The organism is Streptomyces sp. NPDC097981, from assembly GCF_040302565.1.
Lineage (GTDB): Bacteria > Actinomycetota > Actinomycetes > Streptomycetales > Streptomycetaceae > Streptomyces.
On sequence record NZ_JBEORW010000041.1, the window covers coordinates 1 to 16,467 of the forward strand.

22 protein-coding genes and 1 pseudogene are annotated in these 16,467 nt (G+C 69.4%); 11 read left to right on the forward strand and 12 right to left on the reverse strand.

Features of this window, described 5'->3' with window-relative positions:
• Positions 1-396: transposase (locus ABTY04_RS30895; protein ID WP_352216725.1), on the forward strand; the 396-nt coding region annotated here is incomplete at its 5' end.
• 184 nt (positions 397-580) lie between these two features.
• On the opposite strand, the gene ABTY04_RS30900 is transcribed toward ABTY04_RS30895, so the two are convergent.
• The 6 genes and pseudogenes from ABTY04_RS30900 to ABTY04_RS30925 all read right to left on the reverse strand — a co-directional run bounded on the left by ABTY04_RS30900 (position 581) and on the right by ABTY04_RS30925 (position 4,480).
• On the reverse strand, positions 581-1,246 hold the full coding sequence (locus ABTY04_RS30900; protein WP_352216726.1) for a nitroreductase: 666 nt from the start codon (positions 1,244-1,246) through the stop codon (positions 581-583).
• Entirely contained in the window at positions 1,207-2,445 is a 1,239-nt protein-coding gene (locus tag ABTY04_RS30905) for an IS3 family transposase (protein WP_352216727.1), read from the reverse strand. Before ABTY04_RS30905 ends, ABTY04_RS30900 begins: the two co-directional genes overlap by 40 nt.
• Positions 2,384-2,641, reverse strand: a complete 258-nt coding sequence (locus ABTY04_RS30910; RefSeq protein ID WP_352216728.1) for a transposase — start codon at positions 2,639-2,641, stop codon at positions 2,384-2,386. The genes ABTY04_RS30905 and ABTY04_RS30910 overlap by 62 nt, the downstream gene beginning before the upstream one ends.
• Before the next feature lie 71 nt (positions 2,642-2,712).
• Positions 2,713-3,232 (reverse strand): annotated as a pseudogene (locus ABTY04_RS30915) (response regulator transcription factor); the annotation flags it as partial.
• A 115-nt stretch (positions 3,233-3,347) separates the two neighbouring features.
• Positions 3,348-3,989, reverse strand: a complete 642-nt coding sequence (locus ABTY04_RS30920) for a CBS domain-containing protein (RefSeq protein WP_352216729.1) — start codon at positions 3,987-3,989, stop codon at positions 3,348-3,350.
• Positions 3,956-4,480, reverse strand: coding sequence for a cyclic nucleotide-binding domain-containing protein (locus tag ABTY04_RS30925; protein ID WP_352216730.1), 525 nt, complete (start codon positions 4,478-4,480; stop codon positions 3,956-3,958). The genes ABTY04_RS30920 and ABTY04_RS30925 overlap by 34 nt, the downstream gene beginning before the upstream one ends.
• A gap of 188 nt (positions 4,481-4,668) precedes the next feature.
• Here ABTY04_RS30925 and ABTY04_RS30930 point away from each other — a divergent pair, with 188 nt between their 5' ends.
• The gene (locus tag ABTY04_RS30930; protein WP_352216731.1) at positions 4,669-4,941 is read left to right on the forward strand and encodes an SHOCT domain-containing protein; all 273 of its coding nucleotides are present in this window, start codon (positions 4,669-4,671) and stop codon (positions 4,939-4,941) included.
• A gap of 175 nt (positions 4,942-5,116) precedes the next feature.
• Complete coding sequence (locus tag ABTY04_RS30935) at positions 5,117-5,590, forward strand: pyridoxamine 5'-phosphate oxidase family protein (protein ID WP_352216803.1); 474 nt, start codon at positions 5,117-5,119, stop codon at positions 5,588-5,590.
• A gap of 61 nt (positions 5,591-5,651) precedes the next feature.
• Here the strand turns inward: ABTY04_RS30935 and ABTY04_RS30940 are convergent, their stop codons facing one another.
• Entirely contained in the window at positions 5,652-6,641 is a 990-nt protein-coding gene (locus ABTY04_RS30940) for an Acg family FMN-binding oxidoreductase (protein ID WP_502996750.1), read from the reverse strand.
• A gap of 174 nt (positions 6,642-6,815) precedes the next feature.
• On the opposite strand from ABTY04_RS30940, the gene ABTY04_RS30945 reads away from it, so the two are divergent.
• Both ABTY04_RS30945 and ABTY04_RS30950 read left to right on the forward strand, forming a co-directional pair.
• Entirely contained in the window at positions 6,816-7,328 is a 513-nt protein-coding gene (locus ABTY04_RS30945) for a hypothetical protein (RefSeq protein ID WP_352216732.1), read from the forward strand.
• A gap of 27 nt (positions 7,329-7,355) precedes the next feature.
• Complete coding sequence (locus tag ABTY04_RS30950; protein ID WP_352216733.1) at positions 7,356-7,778, forward strand: hypothetical protein; 423 nt, start codon at positions 7,356-7,358, stop codon at positions 7,776-7,778.
• Positions 7,779-8,108: 330 nt separating this feature from the next.
• Here the strand turns inward: ABTY04_RS30950 and ABTY04_RS30955 are convergent, their stop codons facing one another.
• Positions 8,109-8,921, reverse strand: a complete 813-nt coding sequence (locus tag ABTY04_RS30955) for a hypothetical protein (protein ID WP_352216734.1) — start codon at positions 8,919-8,921, stop codon at positions 8,109-8,111.
• On the opposite strand from ABTY04_RS30955, the gene ABTY04_RS30960 reads away from it, so the two are divergent.
• Positions 8,914-9,231 carry a hypothetical protein gene (locus ABTY04_RS30960; protein WP_352216735.1) on the forward strand — a complete coding sequence of 106 codons (318 nt, stop codon included), beginning with the start codon at positions 8,914-8,916 and terminating at the stop codon, positions 9,229-9,231. The two genes, ABTY04_RS30955 and ABTY04_RS30960, sit on opposite strands and share 8 nt — an antisense overlap.
• An 84-nt stretch (positions 9,232-9,315) precedes the next feature.
• Here ABTY04_RS30960 and ABTY04_RS30965 read toward each other — a convergent pair whose 3' ends face one another.
• From ABTY04_RS30965 to ABTY04_RS30980, 4 genes are all read right to left on the reverse strand, one after another.
• Complete coding sequence (locus tag ABTY04_RS30965) at positions 9,316-9,930, reverse strand: CBS domain-containing protein (RefSeq protein WP_352216736.1); 615 nt, start codon at positions 9,928-9,930, stop codon at positions 9,316-9,318.
• A gap of 10 nt (positions 9,931-9,940) precedes the next feature.
• Positions 9,941-10,072, reverse strand: coding sequence for a hypothetical protein (locus tag ABTY04_RS30970; RefSeq protein WP_352216737.1), 132 nt, complete (start codon positions 10,070-10,072; stop codon positions 9,941-9,943).
• A gap of 100 nt (positions 10,073-10,172) precedes the next feature.
• Entirely contained in the window at positions 10,173-10,409 is a 237-nt protein-coding gene (locus tag ABTY04_RS30975) for an MBL fold metallo-hydrolase RNA specificity domain-containing protein (RefSeq protein ID WP_352216738.1), read from the reverse strand.
• Positions 10,410-10,741: 332 nt separating this feature from the next.
• The gene (locus ABTY04_RS30980; RefSeq protein WP_352216739.1) at positions 10,742-11,209 is read right to left on the reverse strand and encodes an MBL fold metallo-hydrolase; all 468 of its coding nucleotides are present in this window, start codon (positions 11,207-11,209) and stop codon (positions 10,742-10,744) included.
• A 203-nt stretch (positions 11,210-11,412) separates the two neighbouring features.
• Between ABTY04_RS30980 and ABTY04_RS30985 the strand changes: the two genes are divergently transcribed.
• From ABTY04_RS30985 to ABTY04_RS31005, 5 genes are all read left to right on the forward strand, one after another.
• Entirely contained in the window at positions 11,413-11,715 is a 303-nt protein-coding gene (locus ABTY04_RS30985; RefSeq protein WP_352216740.1) for a pyridoxamine 5'-phosphate oxidase family protein, read from the forward strand.
• 525 nt (positions 11,716-12,240) lie between these two features.
• Positions 12,241-14,652 carry a phosphoenolpyruvate synthase gene (ppsA, locus tag ABTY04_RS30990; RefSeq protein ID WP_352216741.1) on the forward strand — a complete coding sequence of 804 codons (2,412 nt, stop codon included), beginning with the start codon at positions 12,241-12,243 and terminating at the stop codon, positions 14,650-14,652.
• Between the two features lie 85 nt (positions 14,653-14,737).
• Positions 14,738-15,193, forward strand: coding sequence for an Hsp20/alpha crystallin family protein (locus ABTY04_RS30995; protein WP_352216742.1), 456 nt, complete (start codon positions 14,738-14,740; stop codon positions 15,191-15,193).
• Positions 15,194-15,314: 121 nt separating this feature from the next.
• On the forward strand, positions 15,315-15,701 hold the full coding sequence (locus ABTY04_RS31000) for a flavodoxin domain-containing protein (RefSeq protein WP_352216743.1): 387 nt from the start codon (positions 15,315-15,317) through the stop codon (positions 15,699-15,701).
• Positions 15,702-15,796: 95 nt separating this feature from the next.
• Positions 15,797-16,366 (forward strand): Rv1733c family protein, encoded by a 570-nt coding sequence (locus ABTY04_RS31005; protein WP_352216744.1) that lies wholly within the window; start codon positions 15,797-15,799, stop codon positions 16,364-16,366.
• Positions 16,367-16,467: the final 101 nt, after the last annotated feature.

A 16,467-nucleotide genomic window follows, 5' to 3' on the forward strand; every position in this document is an offset into this window, starting at 1 on the left:
GAGCTGACCATCCGGAAGACCAGCTGGCTGATCACCGCGCATCCCGACAAGGTCAACGAGAGCAATACGCTCAAGCTCAAGCAACTGCTGTCCCGATGCCCCGAGTTGGAAGCCGTCGCCGACTGCGTGCGCACCTTCGCCCAGATGATGACCGAGCGACGCGGAAACGACCTCGACAGCTGGCTCACCCGCGCCGAACACACCGGACTGAAACCGCTGCGGAGCCTGGCCCGCGGCCTACGGCAGGACTTCGACGCCGTCACCGCCGGGCTCACGCTGGAATGGAGCTCCGGCAGAGTCGAGGGCAACGTCAACAGGGTCAAGCGGATCAAGAGGGACGGGTACGGCCGGGCCGGCTTCGACCTCCTCCGCCGACAGATCCTCCTCGCGGACTGACGGCCGTGACGCTCCGCGATCGGACCACAAGAAGTGGATCAGAACCGAACTGAGTGGCCGTTGACAACTCCGTTCCGGGGGCCCGTGCTGGTGGCGGGCGGCAGTCTGGGCTGTAGATCGTTTGTCGGGGAGGTCTTCGCCGGGTCCGGGGCGTCCGCGCGGATGGCCCGGACCCGCTTGGCGGTCACACTCCGATGAAGCTGACCGTTTCTGTCATGTCCGCCCGGCCGGTACGTAGCGGTGGCACGCCTTCCTTCTCGTAGCCCACCGCGACACCACAGAACAGTGCGAGCCTGCCATCGACTCCGACTGTCTGGCTGACGGTCTTGCGATACATCGTCCACATCACCTGGGGGCAGCTGTGCAGCCCTTCCGCCCTCAGCAGCAGCATGACCGTCTGCAGGTACATCCCCGCGTCCGCCCACTGTCCCGGCCCCATCGTCCGGTCGAGGTAGCAGAACAGCACGACCGGTGCCCCGAACGCGTCCGAGTTCAAGGCGGCGATCTTCACGGGCCTGTCGGGGTCGTCGCGCTCGATTCCCAGGGCTTTGTACCGCTGGGCGGCCGCGGCGGAGAAGCGGTCCAGATAGGGCGAGGTCAGGTCGGCCGGGTACATCGGGTACTCCCGCTCATCACCTGGGTCTCCTGCCAGTGCCCTGGCCGTCGCGCGCTTCTTCAGTTCGGTCAAGGGCTCACCGGTCACGACATACAGATGCCACGGCTGGAGGTTCCCGCTCGATGGAGCCCGCGTCGCCGCAGCGAGCACTCGTTCGAGTACCTCTTTGGAAACGGGCTCATCGCTGAACGCCCTCACGGCCCGGCGACTGTCGACGGCCTGATACACATCCACGTCTTCTCGTGCTCTCTCTCGACGGCAACCACCTCCATCCTCTTCAAGCGCGTGCACGCAGTTTCACCCGGGGCTGGTGCTGCTGGCGGGGGTCTGATCTGTAGATCGCCTGTCAGCGGGCGACTTCGAGGTTGGTCCGGACGAGCAGGGCACGCAGGAGCTGGGTGGCGCGGGCGGGTGAAGTTTCCCCGTGATCTCGGACACGTGATCGTTATGCTGCGAGGGCGTGCTGGTGCCGCTGCCTGGTCTCGGCCGGGGTGAGGTAGCCGAAGGTTCCGGTGCTTGCGCAGGCGGCGGCGGTTGTAGAAGGTCTCGATGAAGTCGAAGACCTCGGCGCGGGCGGTGGCCCGGTCGGGCCAGGTACGGGTGCCGATCTCCTCCTTGAGTAGAGCCCAGAAGCTCTCGGCGGCGGCGTTGTCGAAGCATGATCCGGTGCGTCCGCAGCTCTGCCGCATCCCGAACTTCCCTATGCGTTCACGGAACTGGGCTGAGGTGTATTCGCTGCCGCGATCGCTGTGGATCACGCAGCCGGGCTCGAGTCCGCCCCGGCCGTGGGCCATGTCGAGGGCGTCGACGACGAGCTCGGCGCGGTGGTGGTCGGCCATGGCATAGCCGACGACCTCGCGGGTGGCCAGGTCCAGCCAGCAGGCGAGGTAGAGCCAGCCCTCGGCGGTGGGCAGGTAGGTGATGTCGCCGACCAGCCGGGTGCCGGGCCGGTCGGCGTGGAAGTCGCGGCCGATCAGGTCCGGGGCCGGCTTCGCCTTCGCATCAGGCCGGGTCAGCGAACGTCGCCTGCGCCGGGTGACGCCGCGGATGTCGCGTTCACGCATCACGCGGGCGACGCGCTTGCGGTTCACCAGTCGGCCCAGGCGGCGCAGTTCGGCGTGGATGCGCGGGACCCCGTAGGTGTGCCGGGAAGCGATGTGCACCACGGTGATCTCATGGGCGAGCGCGTCGTCGGCGGCCTCCCTGGCACGACGAGCGGCCTCGCCTTCGTGCCAGGCGTAGTAGGAGGAGCGGGCGACCTTCAGCACCCGGCACAGCAGGACGATCGGATAGGTCGCCTTCTCCGCATGGATCAACCGGTACAGCTCGCTCACCGGTCGTTCTCCTTCACGAAGAAGGCCGTCGCTTTTTTCAGGATCTCGATCGTCTGCTGCTGTTCGCGGACCCCTTGCGCAGCCGCTTGAGCTCCTCACGCTCGACGCTGGTCAGCTCACCGGACTCGCCCTCGCCCCGGTCCGCCTTCGCCCGGCGGTACCAACCGCGCAGGGACTCGGAGCTGATGCCGAGTTCCCGGGCGACCGCGGTGACCGTCTTGCCCGAGGAATCGACGAGCGCGATCGCGTCCCGCTTGAACTCCCCGGTGTACCGCTTCGTGTACTTGCTTCCCACCTGGTGCTACTTCCTCTGGAACCTCAAGATCCCAGTCTTCAGGTGTCCACGATCAAGGGGAAGCTTCACGGGTGGTTCTTGACCGTCTTCTCGGACAGGTAGAGCCGCTCGGCGATCTGGCGGTTGGTCAGACCCTCGCCGACGAGTTCCAGCACGGCCCGTTCGCGTTCGGACAGGGCCGAGAGCCGCGCGTCCTCCGACGGCTTCATGGCTTCCGGGTCCCGTAGTGAGTGGATGAGCCGCGCGGTTGTCGCGGGGTCGAGCATTGACTGCCCGCCGGCCACCGTTCTTACGGCTGAGACGAGGTCGGACCCCTTGATCTGCTTGAGCACGCTCCGGCATCCGCGAGCGCAGCTCGCGGCAGACGGCGATCCCGTCGCCGTCGGGCAGCCGCACGTCGAGCACGGCGACGCGCGGGCGCAGCGTGGGGCCGCGAGCCAGCGCCTGCTCGGCTGTCGACACCTCGCCCACGACCTCGATGTCGGGCTCCGCCTCCAGCAGGTCGCGCAGTCCGCGGCGGACGACCTCGTGGTCGTCCAGGAGGAATACCCGGATGGGCGCCTCGGCGGAAACAGCGGGTGCGTCAGGCATGTCCGGCCCTGTGCTCGGTTCTCTCTTGGTGCATCTCATGCGAATTGTCTCAGGAACGGCCCTGAAGCGCCGTGTGGAGCGGGCATCGGAGGCTCCCGTCCGATGCGCCGGCCCGTCATGCGGCGGCGGCCGGCCCTGACAGCTCCATACGGACATCCACCACACCTTCGACGGCGCGTGCGGCGCGGGTCAGTAGCGGCACCAGCGCATGGTCCTGGAGCTGACCGCGGAGGGTGACCACCCCGTCAGCGACCGCCACTTCGATGCGCACTGGGGGCGCCAGCTCCCCGAGGACCGCGTGGCGGATTTCCTCCTCCAGCTCCTCGTCCGGCCGCAGGAACACCTTGAGGAGGTCGCTGCGGCTCACCACGCCCTCCAGCATCCCGATGCTGTTGACGACCGGGAGGCGCTTGACGCCCTTCCTGGCCATGATGCGGGCGGCCTCGGCGATCGTGGCATCCGGGTGGACGGTGACCGCCGGACTCGACATGAGCTCCTCGGCGAGGACGGCTCCGGCCTTGGACGCCTCCTCCAGTTGCTCGGGCAGCCTCGGGTCGTCCCGGCGGTACTCCTCCTTGGGCAGCAGGTCGGCTTCCGAGACGACGCCGACGACGCGGCCCTCGCCCTCCAGCACCGGAAGGGCACTGACCTTCCACTGGTGCATCAGCTCGATGATCTCCTTGTACGTGGCCTCGCGGCCCACGGCGACGGCGGTCTGGGTCATCACGTCGCTGACCGTGTACTGGGATGTGGGCATGATCGACTCCTTCGTCGTGGTGCTGACCACACCGTGCTGCCGCTGCCGTAGGGGGCGTAGAGGTCGAGGAGGCGGACGCGCGTGGCGTGCAGCCGGTGGGCGAGTACGACCGCTACCCAGTGGCCTATCGCCGAGCCGAAGGCGGGGTCGGCGTCCATCGCCATCCGTACGGCCTGCGCGTCGAACTCATAGGCCCGCACGGGCGTCGTCGTCTCGGCGCCGAGATGCCAGCTGTACGGGCGGAACAGCCACGAACAGCCCACCAGCTCGCCCTGGCCCAGGCTCTCGATCACCGCCGCTCGCCTCCCGGGCACATGGAGGTCCAGTGCGACGGTGCCCGATCGGACGATCCAGAACCGGTCGGCACGCCCGCATTCTTTGAAGAGACGTGTTCCCGCGGGCACGTTGACCTCCCGGGCGGGGCTCATGAGCCGGGCGCGCTGGTCCGCTGACAGGCCGGCGGCGATACGGGTGGGGGGAGTGAGCCGCATGACGGCCTCCGTTCGAGTCCGCCTCCAGTCTCGGCTGCGGGGCGTCCGTCGGGGATGGGCCGACCGGCCCCTCCTCGTGGCCCCGTACGGCCCATGTGCCGCGCCCCCGGTGGGCAGATCCTGACGTCATTCGGCACCGTCCGCCGACAGACCGGGACGGACCGTTCCGCTAGGCAAGGTGGGAAGCGATGTATTGGCGCGATCAGGACATGAGTGGCTGGGGCTGGTTCGCCAGGTCCTTCACCACGTTGATTTTCCTGGCACTGATCGTCGCGGTGGCAGTGCTGCTCGCCCGCAGTGTCCAACGACCGGCCGGAGGCCCGCGGGAACCTGCTGGTGCCTCGCCGGAGCAACTGCTCGCTGAGCGGTTCGCTCTGGGGGAGATCGACGATGAGGAGTACGAGCGGCGCCTGGCGGCGCTGCGCAGGCACGGGCCACGCCGACCAGGCCGAGGCGGATGAGCGCGTGCGACCGTAAGGGATGCCAACCGACCCTCGGGCTTTGGTCACTGATACCTGTGTACCGCTTGGCCCCGTGACGGGGCCCATGTTCTGGCGCGGCACGCCACTTGGGCGAGACGTTGAGGAAACACGGTCGCCCGACCAGGCTTCAGCGCATGAGCGAGGGGTGGGGACGATGAAAGGCAAGGACGAGCGCTTGGGCGAGTGCCACCCGCAGGTGGTGGCCCCCCGCCGGATACGGCAGCTGGCCCGTACCGAGGCGCTGCTGCTGGGGACGGTGTCGCTGGGACGCATCGTGTTCACCCAGCAGGCCCTCCCCGCCGTCCGCCCGGTCAACCACCTCATGGACGGCGAGGACATCATCGTCCGGGTCCACGACGGAGGGGCGCTCGCGTCCCTCCCGGCTTCCTCCGATGCCCCGGGTGTAGTGGTGGCCTACGAGGCGGACGTGATAAACCCGGAGACCTGCTTGGGGTGGAGCGTGGTCGTCACCGGGTACGCCTCCTGCGTCGAGGACCAGCAGGCCGCCGACCGATACGCGGCCCTCCTGCGGCCCTGGGATGCCGATGCCGTGCGAGGGGCGGCACTGCGGATTCAGCCGGACCTCGTCACAGGGTTCCGGCTCGTACCCGGCCCTGAGGGCGCCTGAACGCGGCCGGTCCGCAGGCCCGGTGGACAGGGACGGTTGGAGCGGCGGGGCCCGCGTCGGGCTACGGTTCGATCGTGAGCACCTCTTCCACCGGGCGGCGCGGTGTCGCCGGCCCCGGCTCTCCGTAGCCCAGGCGCAGGACCATCTGCACGAATCCTGTCTCCGAGTGTGGATCGCGCACGGCCCAGCGCAGTTCCGGCGATTCGAGGGCGTGGGACGTGAGGGAGGTCGCCAGCCCGTCCAGCGTCGCCTCCAGCAGGACGCGCTCCATGGCCTGCCCGGCGGTCAGCCAGTCCTCGGGCCGGTCACCGCCGGTTCCGAGGAGGGCCAGATGTGGGGTGCTCTCGAACGTGGCGGCCTCTCGGTCGGCTGCAGGGCGTCTGCCCGCGAAATCCCGTACTGGGGCTTTCCCGCCTCGCTTGCGAGGTCCGAAGGCGTACTCGGGGATCCCGTCGGACGACGTGACGGCGTCGTTGCCGAGGCGGGTCCAGCGGCGGATGTCCTCGAACGCGTCCGGGTCCAGTGAGTCGCGACCCTCGGCGTCCTGGACCAGGCCCAGTACCGACTCGACATGCCAGGCACCCGGAAAGACCAGCCGTGCCCCCTCACGGAGAGCGGCTGCACAGAGGGCGTCTTGGATGGCCGCGGGTACTTCCTCTTCCGAGAACGGGTAGCGGCTGGTGTGCCGACGGCGGATCGCGGGGTACAGCTCGGCGAGCTCGGTCCCGGGTCGCACCGGCTCCGTCAGCCGGACCGTCGCGAGCAGGTCCGGGTCCGCCGGATCGGGCAGCAGCCGGGTGTCCGGCTCCCACCCCGCGTGAGCGGCCGCGACGCGCAGGTTGAACAGGGCCGCTCCGCAGCCGATGTGTAGAGCGCGGTTGGTGGGGTCGGTGTGCGGCATCGCGCGTTCCGTGTCCGCCCGGACGCGGAACGCGCGGTCGGCCGTCGAGAAGTGGAACTTCCACGGCTGTGCGTTGTGCATGGACGGGGCGGCCGTGGCGTCCTCGACGAGGGCCGCTACAGCGTCCATCTCGAGCGGCTGTGCTGGCACGGGGGCCTCCCTGGGGGACCGGCCGGCCGGGGACGACGGCGGCCCACCACTTCCACGGTAGCCGCGGCGCGCCCACACAGCAGCGCCGGCCCTCGGCGCTAGCGTCAGCGGCGAAGACCGCAAGGACCGCGAAGACCGCAACGGCGGGTCCGAGGGCTGAACAGGAGACGGACCATGAGCTTCACCGGGCGCGAGTGGTGGACTCTCATCCACGGAATGATCCTCGGGGCCGCCTTCCTGCTCGCTTTCGCCGGCGGGCTTGCCGAGCTGTACAGCCTCAAACCCGCGCTGATGACGCGCGAGGGCGTGATGGAGCGGATGCGGCGAGTCCGGATCGGTGTCACCGCCATGGCGGTGACGGCGTGGGCCACTGTGATCACCGGCACCTGGGTCGTCTACCCGTGGTACCGGGAGAAGAACCCGGACAGCCCCAGGTCGAAGCTGCTCGCCGACCCGAGCACGGCGGACTGGCACGAATTCGGCATGGAGTGGAAAGAGCACATCGCCTGGTTCAGCCCGATCCTGGCGACCACCGTCGTCTTCATCGTCTGGTACTACGGCCCCGGCCTCATCCGGCACAACCGAGTTCGCCACACCACCGTCACCTTGTTCGTCCTCGCCTTCGCCTTCGCCGCGGTGGCAGGGGCATTCGGCGCCTTCATCACCAAGGTGGCACCCGTCCGATGACCAGGTTCCGAGAAGGAGGCCGCAGACATGGACACTGAGAACGCCGCCGCGCCCACCGGACGCGGAGGGGAAGAGGTCTTCCCCCACAGCGAAAAGGCGGAGGGGCCGATCTCGGCCGCGATCATCGCCGCGGGCATCGGAGCCGCCACGCTGGGCCTGCTCACCACGCTCGCCGAGGCCAGCACCGACGTTTCCGACGGCTTGAAGTGGAGCGACTCGGTCGGCCCGCTGTCCGGCAAGACCATCCTGGCCGTCGTGGTGTGGCTGCTGGCATGGGCGATCTTGTACGCCGTGCTGCGCAACAAGCCGTACGAAAGCACGCGCGCCCTCGTCATCGGCCTTGCCCTCATCGCCTTGGGGGGTGCTGGGAACCTTCCCTCCGTTCTTCCAACTCTTCGCCTGAGCGGATCGGCCGCGGGGGTGAGGTCGGATCAGCGCTACACCATCTGACCCACCCACCACCGCGGGCCGAATGCCCACAGCAGCGGCCCCCTCGCTCGACGGGGCGGCGCGAGACCATGTCCAGCAATCCACACCGAGTACCTTCGCCTTCGGTACAGGCGGGAAATCGATGCGGTGGATCAGCCGCAGGAGCGTGGCTGCGCTCACCGGGACCGCCAGGTGGTCGGAGAGGCGTCCGTCGGCCCGGCCTCCGAGGGCCAACGCGACCTGTTCCAGAAGGCGTTGCAGACTGGCGGTCCGCCGTCCATAGCGGAAGGTGAGCCGCTCGACCTGCTCGGCGAACGTCTTCGGGTGCAGCTCCAATGAGGGTGCTGTCGATCAGGCGGTGGGTATGACCTGGTCGCGGTAGCGCGTCTGGTGGTTGCGGATGAACTCCTGCTGCTGGTGCCAGGCCCAGTAGGTATCGAAGTCGCCGTTGGCGCGGACGGCACGCAGCTTGAGCACGGCTTCAGCTCCGGACAGGCCCCAGCGGGCGCCGGTGATGTCCAGGCGGTCTTTGACCAGGTGCCGGCATGCTCCCTCGATAATTCCGGTGGCGATCGGCCAGCCGCGTTCCAGGGCGATGTCGTAGCGCAGGTGTTCGGCCTTGCTGGTCAGGTAGTTCACGGCCTCGTCGATGCCCTTGCGCTGGGCGCCGCGCAATCCGGCGAAGCGGGCGGCCGCCTCGAGCGCGGCGGTGGTCTGCTGCACGCCGCCGCCCAGCAGGGCCCGGGCGTGGCGGGCGACCCAATTCTCGGCGGAGGCATCGCCGGGCTCGTGCAGGCACCAGGCCGCTCGCCACAGGTATTCGAGCACATGGATCAGGTCGACGATGATGTGGACGTCCACGCCGCGCTGCTGTGCTTCGGCCTTGATGAGGTCGATCTGATGGCGGGCCCCGTCGACGAGAACGCCCCAGGGGCGGCGGTGGCCGGGGTCGCGGTGCTCGGCCTGGTCGAACACGGCGGCCACCACCTGGGCGGCCGTGTCGGTCACCGAGCCGCACAACCACTTCGACCTGGCCTTCGGCCCTCGACGGCGCCCGGGCGGCGCGGCATGGGCGGCGTCGTCTTGCTGGTCGGGATCGGCGACGATGTCATCGACCGCGCGCGGCGCGGGTTCGGCATCGTAGACGGCTCCCAGGGTGGCCATCCGTTTCCTGCCGTGTTTCTCCCCGGACGCCAGCCGGGTCTTCATCGCGTTGCCGGCCCTCGGTCTGCTCGCCACGCTGGCCGAGGCCAGCACAGGCGTGAAAGACGCCTTGCAGTGGAGTGGTTCGGTCGGTCCGCTCTCCGGCAAGACCAGCCTGGCAGTGGCGGTCTGGCTGCTGGCCTGGGCAGTACTGCACGCCGTGCTGCGCAACAAGCCGTACGAGACCGTGCGTGCCCTCCCCACCAGCTTGGTGCTCATCGCCCTGGGGGGCCTTGGCGCCTTCCCGGAATTCTTCCAGCTCTTCAGCTGAGAGGGACGCCCGGTCGGTCCATCTGGCCCCTTTGCGTTCCCCGACCCGAGGCGGAGGCGAGCGCTTCCAGGCGGTTGTGCACGCTCACGACTCCCTCTGCGGCCTGAGCGAGGCGGGTGGCCGCGGGGATGCGGTGTGCGTCGCGTACCTGGCCGGTGAGCGTGAGGCTCCGTGCGTGACATCGACCTTGACGGTCTTCCGCGAGACGGGGAAGAGCTGCTCGATGGCCTCGTGGCTGATCTCGGCGGCGAGTGCGTCGTCGGAACGCAGGAAGACCTTGAGGAGGTCGGCGCGGCTGACGATGCCCTTGAGGGGGCCGCCGGTGTCGACGGCCGGGAGGCGCTTGATGTGCCGCTCGGCCATGAGACGGGCGGCCTGGGGAAGCGCGGCACCGGGCTGGACGGTGACGGCAGGGGTCGTCATCAGGTCCTCGGCACACGTGGAGCCGGCCTTCGAGGCGTCGGCGAGTCGGCGCATCTGCCCGATCATGCCAGGGCGGTGTTCGTGGAACTCCTCCTTCGGCAGGTGGTCGGCCTCGGAGACGACGCCGACCACCCGTCCCTCGCCCTCGATGACGGGGAGGGCGGTGACCTTCCACCGTTCGATGGCGGTGACGATCTCCTTGAATTCGGCACTGCGGGTGACTGCCACGACCTTCTTCGTCATGACGTCGGCGACGGTGTACGGGGTGGAGGCCATGGTGCGTTCCTTAGCGGGCGTAGGCGAGCGGCAGGCCGCTGCCGCAGGGGGCGAACAGGTCGGGGATGCAGGTACGGGCGGACGCCGGAGGTCGGGTGATGACCGCGGCCACGGCGATCGACTTGGGTCGCCACGTGCGCACGGCCTCCGGCGGGTACGCCCACCCGGCGGGAACGGACCAGCACGGTCTCGCTGGATTGCGGCGACGTCGCGCCCAGAAGAGTTCTCATGGTGGTCATGACCTACCTCCGGCCGATTTCCCTCAGACTCGCGCCCCGGTCAGCGGACAGGACGGCCTCCCCGGACTTGGGTACGACGGCCGTCCAGCCCAGCTCGCGGTCGATGCGGTCCCGGAGGGTCTCGGCTGCGGTTTCCTCGCCGTGGATGAGGTAGGTGGTGTGGGGTGCGGGGGTGTCGCGCAGCCAGTCGATGATCTGGCTGGCGTCGGCGTGGGCCGAGAAGTGGGGTACATCGGTCACTTCCGCGCGTACGGGGACGTACTCGCCGAACATCTTGAGGGCGCGGGCGCGGGCGCGGGCGCCGTCGACGAGGTCGCGGGCACGGGTGCCGGCGGCTGTGAAGCCGACGATGACGACGGCGTTGCGGGGGTCGGGCAGGAGCCGGTGGTGTTGTTGATGTCGATCGACTCCTGGACGGTGCGGGTGGCCAGGAACGGCTCGGGACTGATCGCGGCTTCGCCTTGGCCGAGGATCTCGGGTGGCCGAGGATCTCGGGCCGCAGCTCGGGGGAGCGGGACCGCACTGCGTCGCGGTAGACGTCCAGCTTGAGCTCTAACGTCCGACGCCGAACGTCAAAGCTCAGGGTAGGGCGGCCAGGGCCAGGGGCTGTCGACGTACACCGGCACGTGGCGTGGCAGGATGCCGTCGCGACGCAGGCCGGCGAGCTCGTGCAGGACGACCTCGGTGCGGTCGATCGCGAAGGCGGGGATGACGACCGTCCCGCCCCGCGACAGCGTCCTGGTGATCACGGAGGGGAACTCGCGCTGAGCCGTCTCCTGGTCGTGTCTGCGGCCGCCGTACGTCGACTCCATGAGCAGCACGTCGGCGCCGGAGAACGGTTCCGGAGGCAGCAGGAGGGGGTGTCCCGGCCTGCCGAGGTCGCCGCTGACGGCCAGGGTGTGGCCTTCTTCGAGGGTGAGCCGGGCCCGGGCGGAGCCGAGGAGGTGGCCGCCGTGGTGGAGCGTGAGCTTCGTCCCGGGGATGATCTCGACTTCGCTGCCGACCGGTACCGGATCGAAGAACTTCACGGTGTTCTCCACGTTGGTGTCGTCGTAGAGCGGCCTGGCGGGCCGGTGCTTGGACCAGCCGTGCTCGTTGGCGTGCTGCGGGCCTCCATCTGCAGGCGTGCGCTGTCGCGGATCACGATCCCGGCGAGGCGGGCGGTGTGGGTACTGGTCAGGGTCGGCCTCCGGAAGCCGTGCCGGACCAGGCGCGGCAGGTAGCCGCAGTGGTCCAGGTGGGCGTGGGCGACGACCACGGCGTGGCTGCCGGTGGCGTCGCACGCGAGCTTCTCCCAGTTGCGGCGGCGCAGGTCGCGACAGCCTCCGGGACGGAGGTGGCCTTCGAGGTCGACCACATGGACGATGCCACGAGGCAGGGCTGGAGCGTCCTGGCCGTGGGTGAGGTGGTAGGCGTCACCGATGCCGCGGCCATGCAGCGGCTCGATGCCATTGCGTACTCTCTGCCTTGGGCCGGCGGCGACCGTACGCACTGGATGACAGTCACGCCGACCCGGATCACCGGACGCCGTGTGGTGCAGCCGTGAGCACCCTGCGGTCGGTCGTCTTCGACACGGACAGGGGGGTGGTACTCGGCTCGGCAGCACCACGCACAGCCGCCTGGAAGGCCGCCGTCGACAGATGCCTGGACAACTGGTCTGTGTATGGAGCAGCGGTTCCCCCTTCGACTCGACCTCCGTGCCGCCGTCCGACGGATCGGCCTGCGCCGTTTGCCTCTGCTGGTTCCCGGATGCGCCGACAGCATGGGTGGGTGTACCCGTTCTCTTGCCGGCCCTTGGCATGGGCTGACCGGCCCCTCCCGCGTACGGCCCATTCGGCCCCTTGCTCCTGCCCTCTCGGCACTGCGTCCACAGCACCCCGCAGCGTGACCGTGGAGTCCGGACGCCGCTCAGGGCGCCGCTTCCCGAAGGGGTGAGAAGGATGCAACGCACTCGGATCCAGACCCGGACGAAGCAGCCTCACAAGCCCGCGCCGCTGGACCTGCGCACCCCGTCGGGCCGCCCGATTCCCTACTGAGCCCCGCGATCACCGCACGTACGACGGAGGACGTCATGGCCACCACTCGACGCGTCATACCGTTCGCAGAGCTCGGCCGGCAGGACGTCGGCCGCGTCGGCGGGAAGAACGCCTCCCTGGGAGAGATGATCACCCACCTAGGGGCGGCCGGGGTGAGAGTCCCTCCGGGATTTGCCACAGCGGCCGACGCGTACCGGGAGCTGCTGGACGGACACGGACTGCGCGGGCGTATCGACGGCCAGCTCGGGCGCTTGCACGAGGGGGCGGCGCTGGACGACGTGGGGGCGGCGATCCGGTCGATGATCCTGGCCGAGCCGCTGCCGGCCGGGCTGCGGACCGAGATCGTCTCCGCGTACGAGCAGCTGGCCCGCGACCTGGCCCGCGACGAGCCGGAGGTCGCCGTGCGCAGCAGCGCGACCGCCGAGGACCTGCCGGAGGCGAGCTTCGCCGGACAGCAGGAGACCTACTTGAACGTCCGGGGGCCTGCCCGGCTGCTGGAGTCGGTGCACGGCTGCTTCGCGTCCCTGTTCACCGACCGCGCGATCGACTACCGCGAGCGGATGGGCTTCGATCACATGTCGGTGGCCCTCTCCGTCGGTATCCAGGTGATGGTCCGCTCGGACCTTGAAGGCGCGGGTGTGATCTTCACGCTCGATCCGGAGAGCGGATTCCCCGAGGTCATCGTTGTCAGCGCCGCCTGGGGGCTCGGTGAGACCGTGGTCAGCGGGCAGGTCGACCCGGACGAGTACACCGTCTTCAAGCCGAGTATGAAGGACTCCGGCACCGACCCGGTGATCGACGTCCGGATCGGCGCGAAGCGGCGGAAGGCGGTCTACGGGGAAGGAGGCCTGACCCGGACCGTCGACACGACCGGTGAGGAGCGTTCACGGCGCGTCCTGACCGATCCGGAAGTCCGGCTCCTTGCCGACTGGGCGGTGACCGTCGAGGAGCACTACGGCTGTCCCATGGACCTGGAATGGGCCAAGGACGGCTTGACCGGAGACCTGTGGATCGTGCAGGCCCGGCCTGAGACAGTGCAGTCGCTCCGTCGTACGTCGACGCTGCGCCGCTGTCGGCTGTCCGCCACCCCGGGCGAGGCCCTCGTCGATGGCATCGCGGTCGGTGAGGCCATCGGCCGCGGACCTGTGGTCGCTCTGGACTCGCCCGCCGGCCTCGACCGCTTCCCTGCTGGCGGGGTGCTGGTCACCGGCATCACGGACCCGGACTGGGAGCCGATCATGAAGCGGGCCTCCGCGATCGTCACCGATCACGGCGGCCGGACCTCGCACGCTGCGATCGTCAGCCGCGAGCTCGGCGTCCCGGCGGTCGTCGGGACGGGCCTGGCGACCCGGGTACTCGGCGACGGCCAGGACGTGACCGTCTCCTGCGCCGAGGGCGCCCGCGGCCACGTGTACGCCGGCCTGCTCGCGTACGAGGAGACGGAGATCGACCTCGCCGACCTGCCGGCCACCCGGACGCGCGTGATGCTCAACCTCGCCGACCCGTCTGCCGCGTTCCGCTGGTGGCGCCTGCCCGCCGACGGAGTCGGGCTCGCCCGGCTGGAGTTCATCGTCGCGCACCAGGTCAAGGCCCACCCCATGGCGCTGCTGTACCCCGAGCGCCTCGATGGCGCGGACCGCCGTGCGATCGAGGAGCTCACCGAGGGCTGCCTCGACCGGGGCCAGTACTTCGTCGACCGTCTCGCCCACGGTGTGGCGCGGATAGCGGCCTCCCGGTGGCCGGCTCCGGTCGTCGTGCGGACCAGTGACTTCAAGACCAACGAGTACGCGCGGCTGCTCGGCGGCCGGCCCTTCGAGCCGGTCGAGGCCAACCCGATGATCGGCTGGCGCGGTGCGAGCAGGTACTACAGCGACGGATACCGGGAAGGCTTCGCCCTCGAATGCCGGGCGCTGCGCCGGGTCCGCGAGGAGATGGGGCTGACGAACGTGATCGTCATGATCCCCTTCTGCCGCACCCTCGAAGAGGCGGACCGGGTCCTGGAGGTCATGGCCGAGGAGGGTTTGCGCCGGGGTGAGAACGGGCTCAAGGTTTACGTCATGGCGGAGATCCCCGCCAATGTCATCCTGGCCCAGGACTTCGCCGAACGCTTCGACGGGTTCTCCGTCGGCAGCAACGACCTTACGCAGCTCACCCTGGGCGTCGACCGCGACTCCGAAGCCCTCGCCCACGTCTTCGACGAGACCGATCCCGCAGTCACCCGCAGTATTGAGATCCTCGTCCCGCGCGCCCATTCCGTCGGCCGCACAGTGGGCCTCTGCGGCCAGCGCCCCAGTGACGACCCCGCCTTCACCGAGTTCCTGGTGAAGACCGGCATCGACTCGATCTCCGTCGCCCCGGACAGCTTCGCCGCCGTCAAGCAGCATGTGGCCGCAGCCGAAGCGGCTCGCGAAGGACAGGGCCGAACGGCCCCATCAGGGACCCAGTAGCCCCAAGCGCGGAAGCGGCCCCCGGACGAGATTGAAGAAGAGAACGAAGACAGCGCCGCAACGGCGCTGGACGAGGAGGCACACCATGGACGGACAGATGGAGCGGAGGCACAGCCTCTTCCCCGACTTCACGGACTGGTTCGGCTCGGACTTCCTCCGCTTCCCCCTGTGGCGGCCAGCTGCAGGCAAGCACGTGATCCCGATCGAGGTCACCAGCCACGGCGGTCAGTACGTGCTGCGTGCCGAGCTCCCGGGGATGGACCCGGAGAAGGACATCACCATCACGGTCGAGGGCGACACCCTCACCGTCAGCGCCGAGCACACGGAGAGCAAGGAGGAGAAGGACCACTCGGAATTCCGCTACGGCTCCTTCTACCGCAGCGTCCGCCTGCCGGCCCGGATCCCGTCCGACGCAGTCGAAGCGGCCTACGAGGACGGCGTCCTCACGGTACGGGTCGCGATGCAGCCGGAGCCCGCGGAGACCGTCCGCAGCATCCCCGTGAAGCGAGCCGCGACAAAGGAGAACGGCGAGCCGTCATGACGCAGAAGCGAGTGCTGGTCGCCGACGGGAGCAAGCACGGCGCGCCTGCCGGAATCGCGGCGGAGATCGGCAGGTCCCTCCGCGAAGACGGCCTTGACCCGTCGTGCTTCCCGCCGACGGCGTGGACGACGTACGCGGATTCGATGCGGTGGTGCTCGGCGGCGGATCGCTGTACGCGGGGCACTGGAGCGGCAAGGCCAAGCGCTGCGCCGAACGTAATGAGTACTACCTCCAGCTCCAGCACCGCCCGGTGTGGCTCTTCAGCAGTGGTCCCGTCGACGCCTCGGCCGAGCAGGGGGACACCCCGCCCGTGCCGGCAGTCGCCCACCAGACGGAGCGCCTCGGCGCACGGGAGCACATCACCTTCGGCGGCACCCTCACCACCCATACACTGGGACTGATCGCCCGTGCTCTGGTCCGGGCGGGCAAGGGAGGCGACTTCCGCTGCCCCGAGCGGATCCAGACCTGGGCCCACCACATCAGTGCCGAACTCGCGGCTTCCCAATGAAATGAATGGTTCGGCACGCTACAGGGTGGAGGCGCACCGTGTGCCACGCCGACTCATCCGGCTCCCCGTTCATGCGGTCCGGTAACCAGAGCGCCGTGAACCCGCTGCGCCGGCCGGCTGACCGTACGCGCAGTCGCTGGCTGGTCGCCCTCGTGTTGTCCTCGCTGGCCGCCGTCGTCTGCGGCGTGCTCACAGGATTCGCCGTGTGGGACGCCGACAGCCGGGTGGCTCAGCAGCAGGCCCAGCACCGGCACCGGATCACTGCCACCACCGTCAGCGCCGCCGAACCCGGCATCAGCGGCCGGTCCGGGGGCCCGGCCGACGCTGTAGCGCAGGCAGTCTGGCACTACCCGGCAAAAACCAGGCATACGGGGAAGGTCGACGTCCCACTCCAGACTTCTGTCGGCCGTTTGGTGCCGGTCTGGGTCGACGATGCGGGCGCAACCGTACCGGCCCCCCGATCCGCGGGAGACAGAGGTGTCTCCTCGGTGTTCGCCGGCGTCTCTGTGGCCTGCGTATCGGTGCTGTCGGCCGGTGCGGTCGTTCATCTCAGGCTCCGCCTGCTCGAAGCGCGCAACCTGGCCCAGTGGGAACATGACTGGGAGCGCGTCGAACCGAAGTGGTCCGGTCGGCTGCGCAGCGAACCGGGATCCGATGATGACTGAAGCGCCCGCTGCCCGGTCACACGCCCTCCAAGGACAGCAGCCGCTCAGTGGAGCCCCCGTACTGACGCCCGGAGACGCGGGCCGCGGGCCGGCGGCCCCGA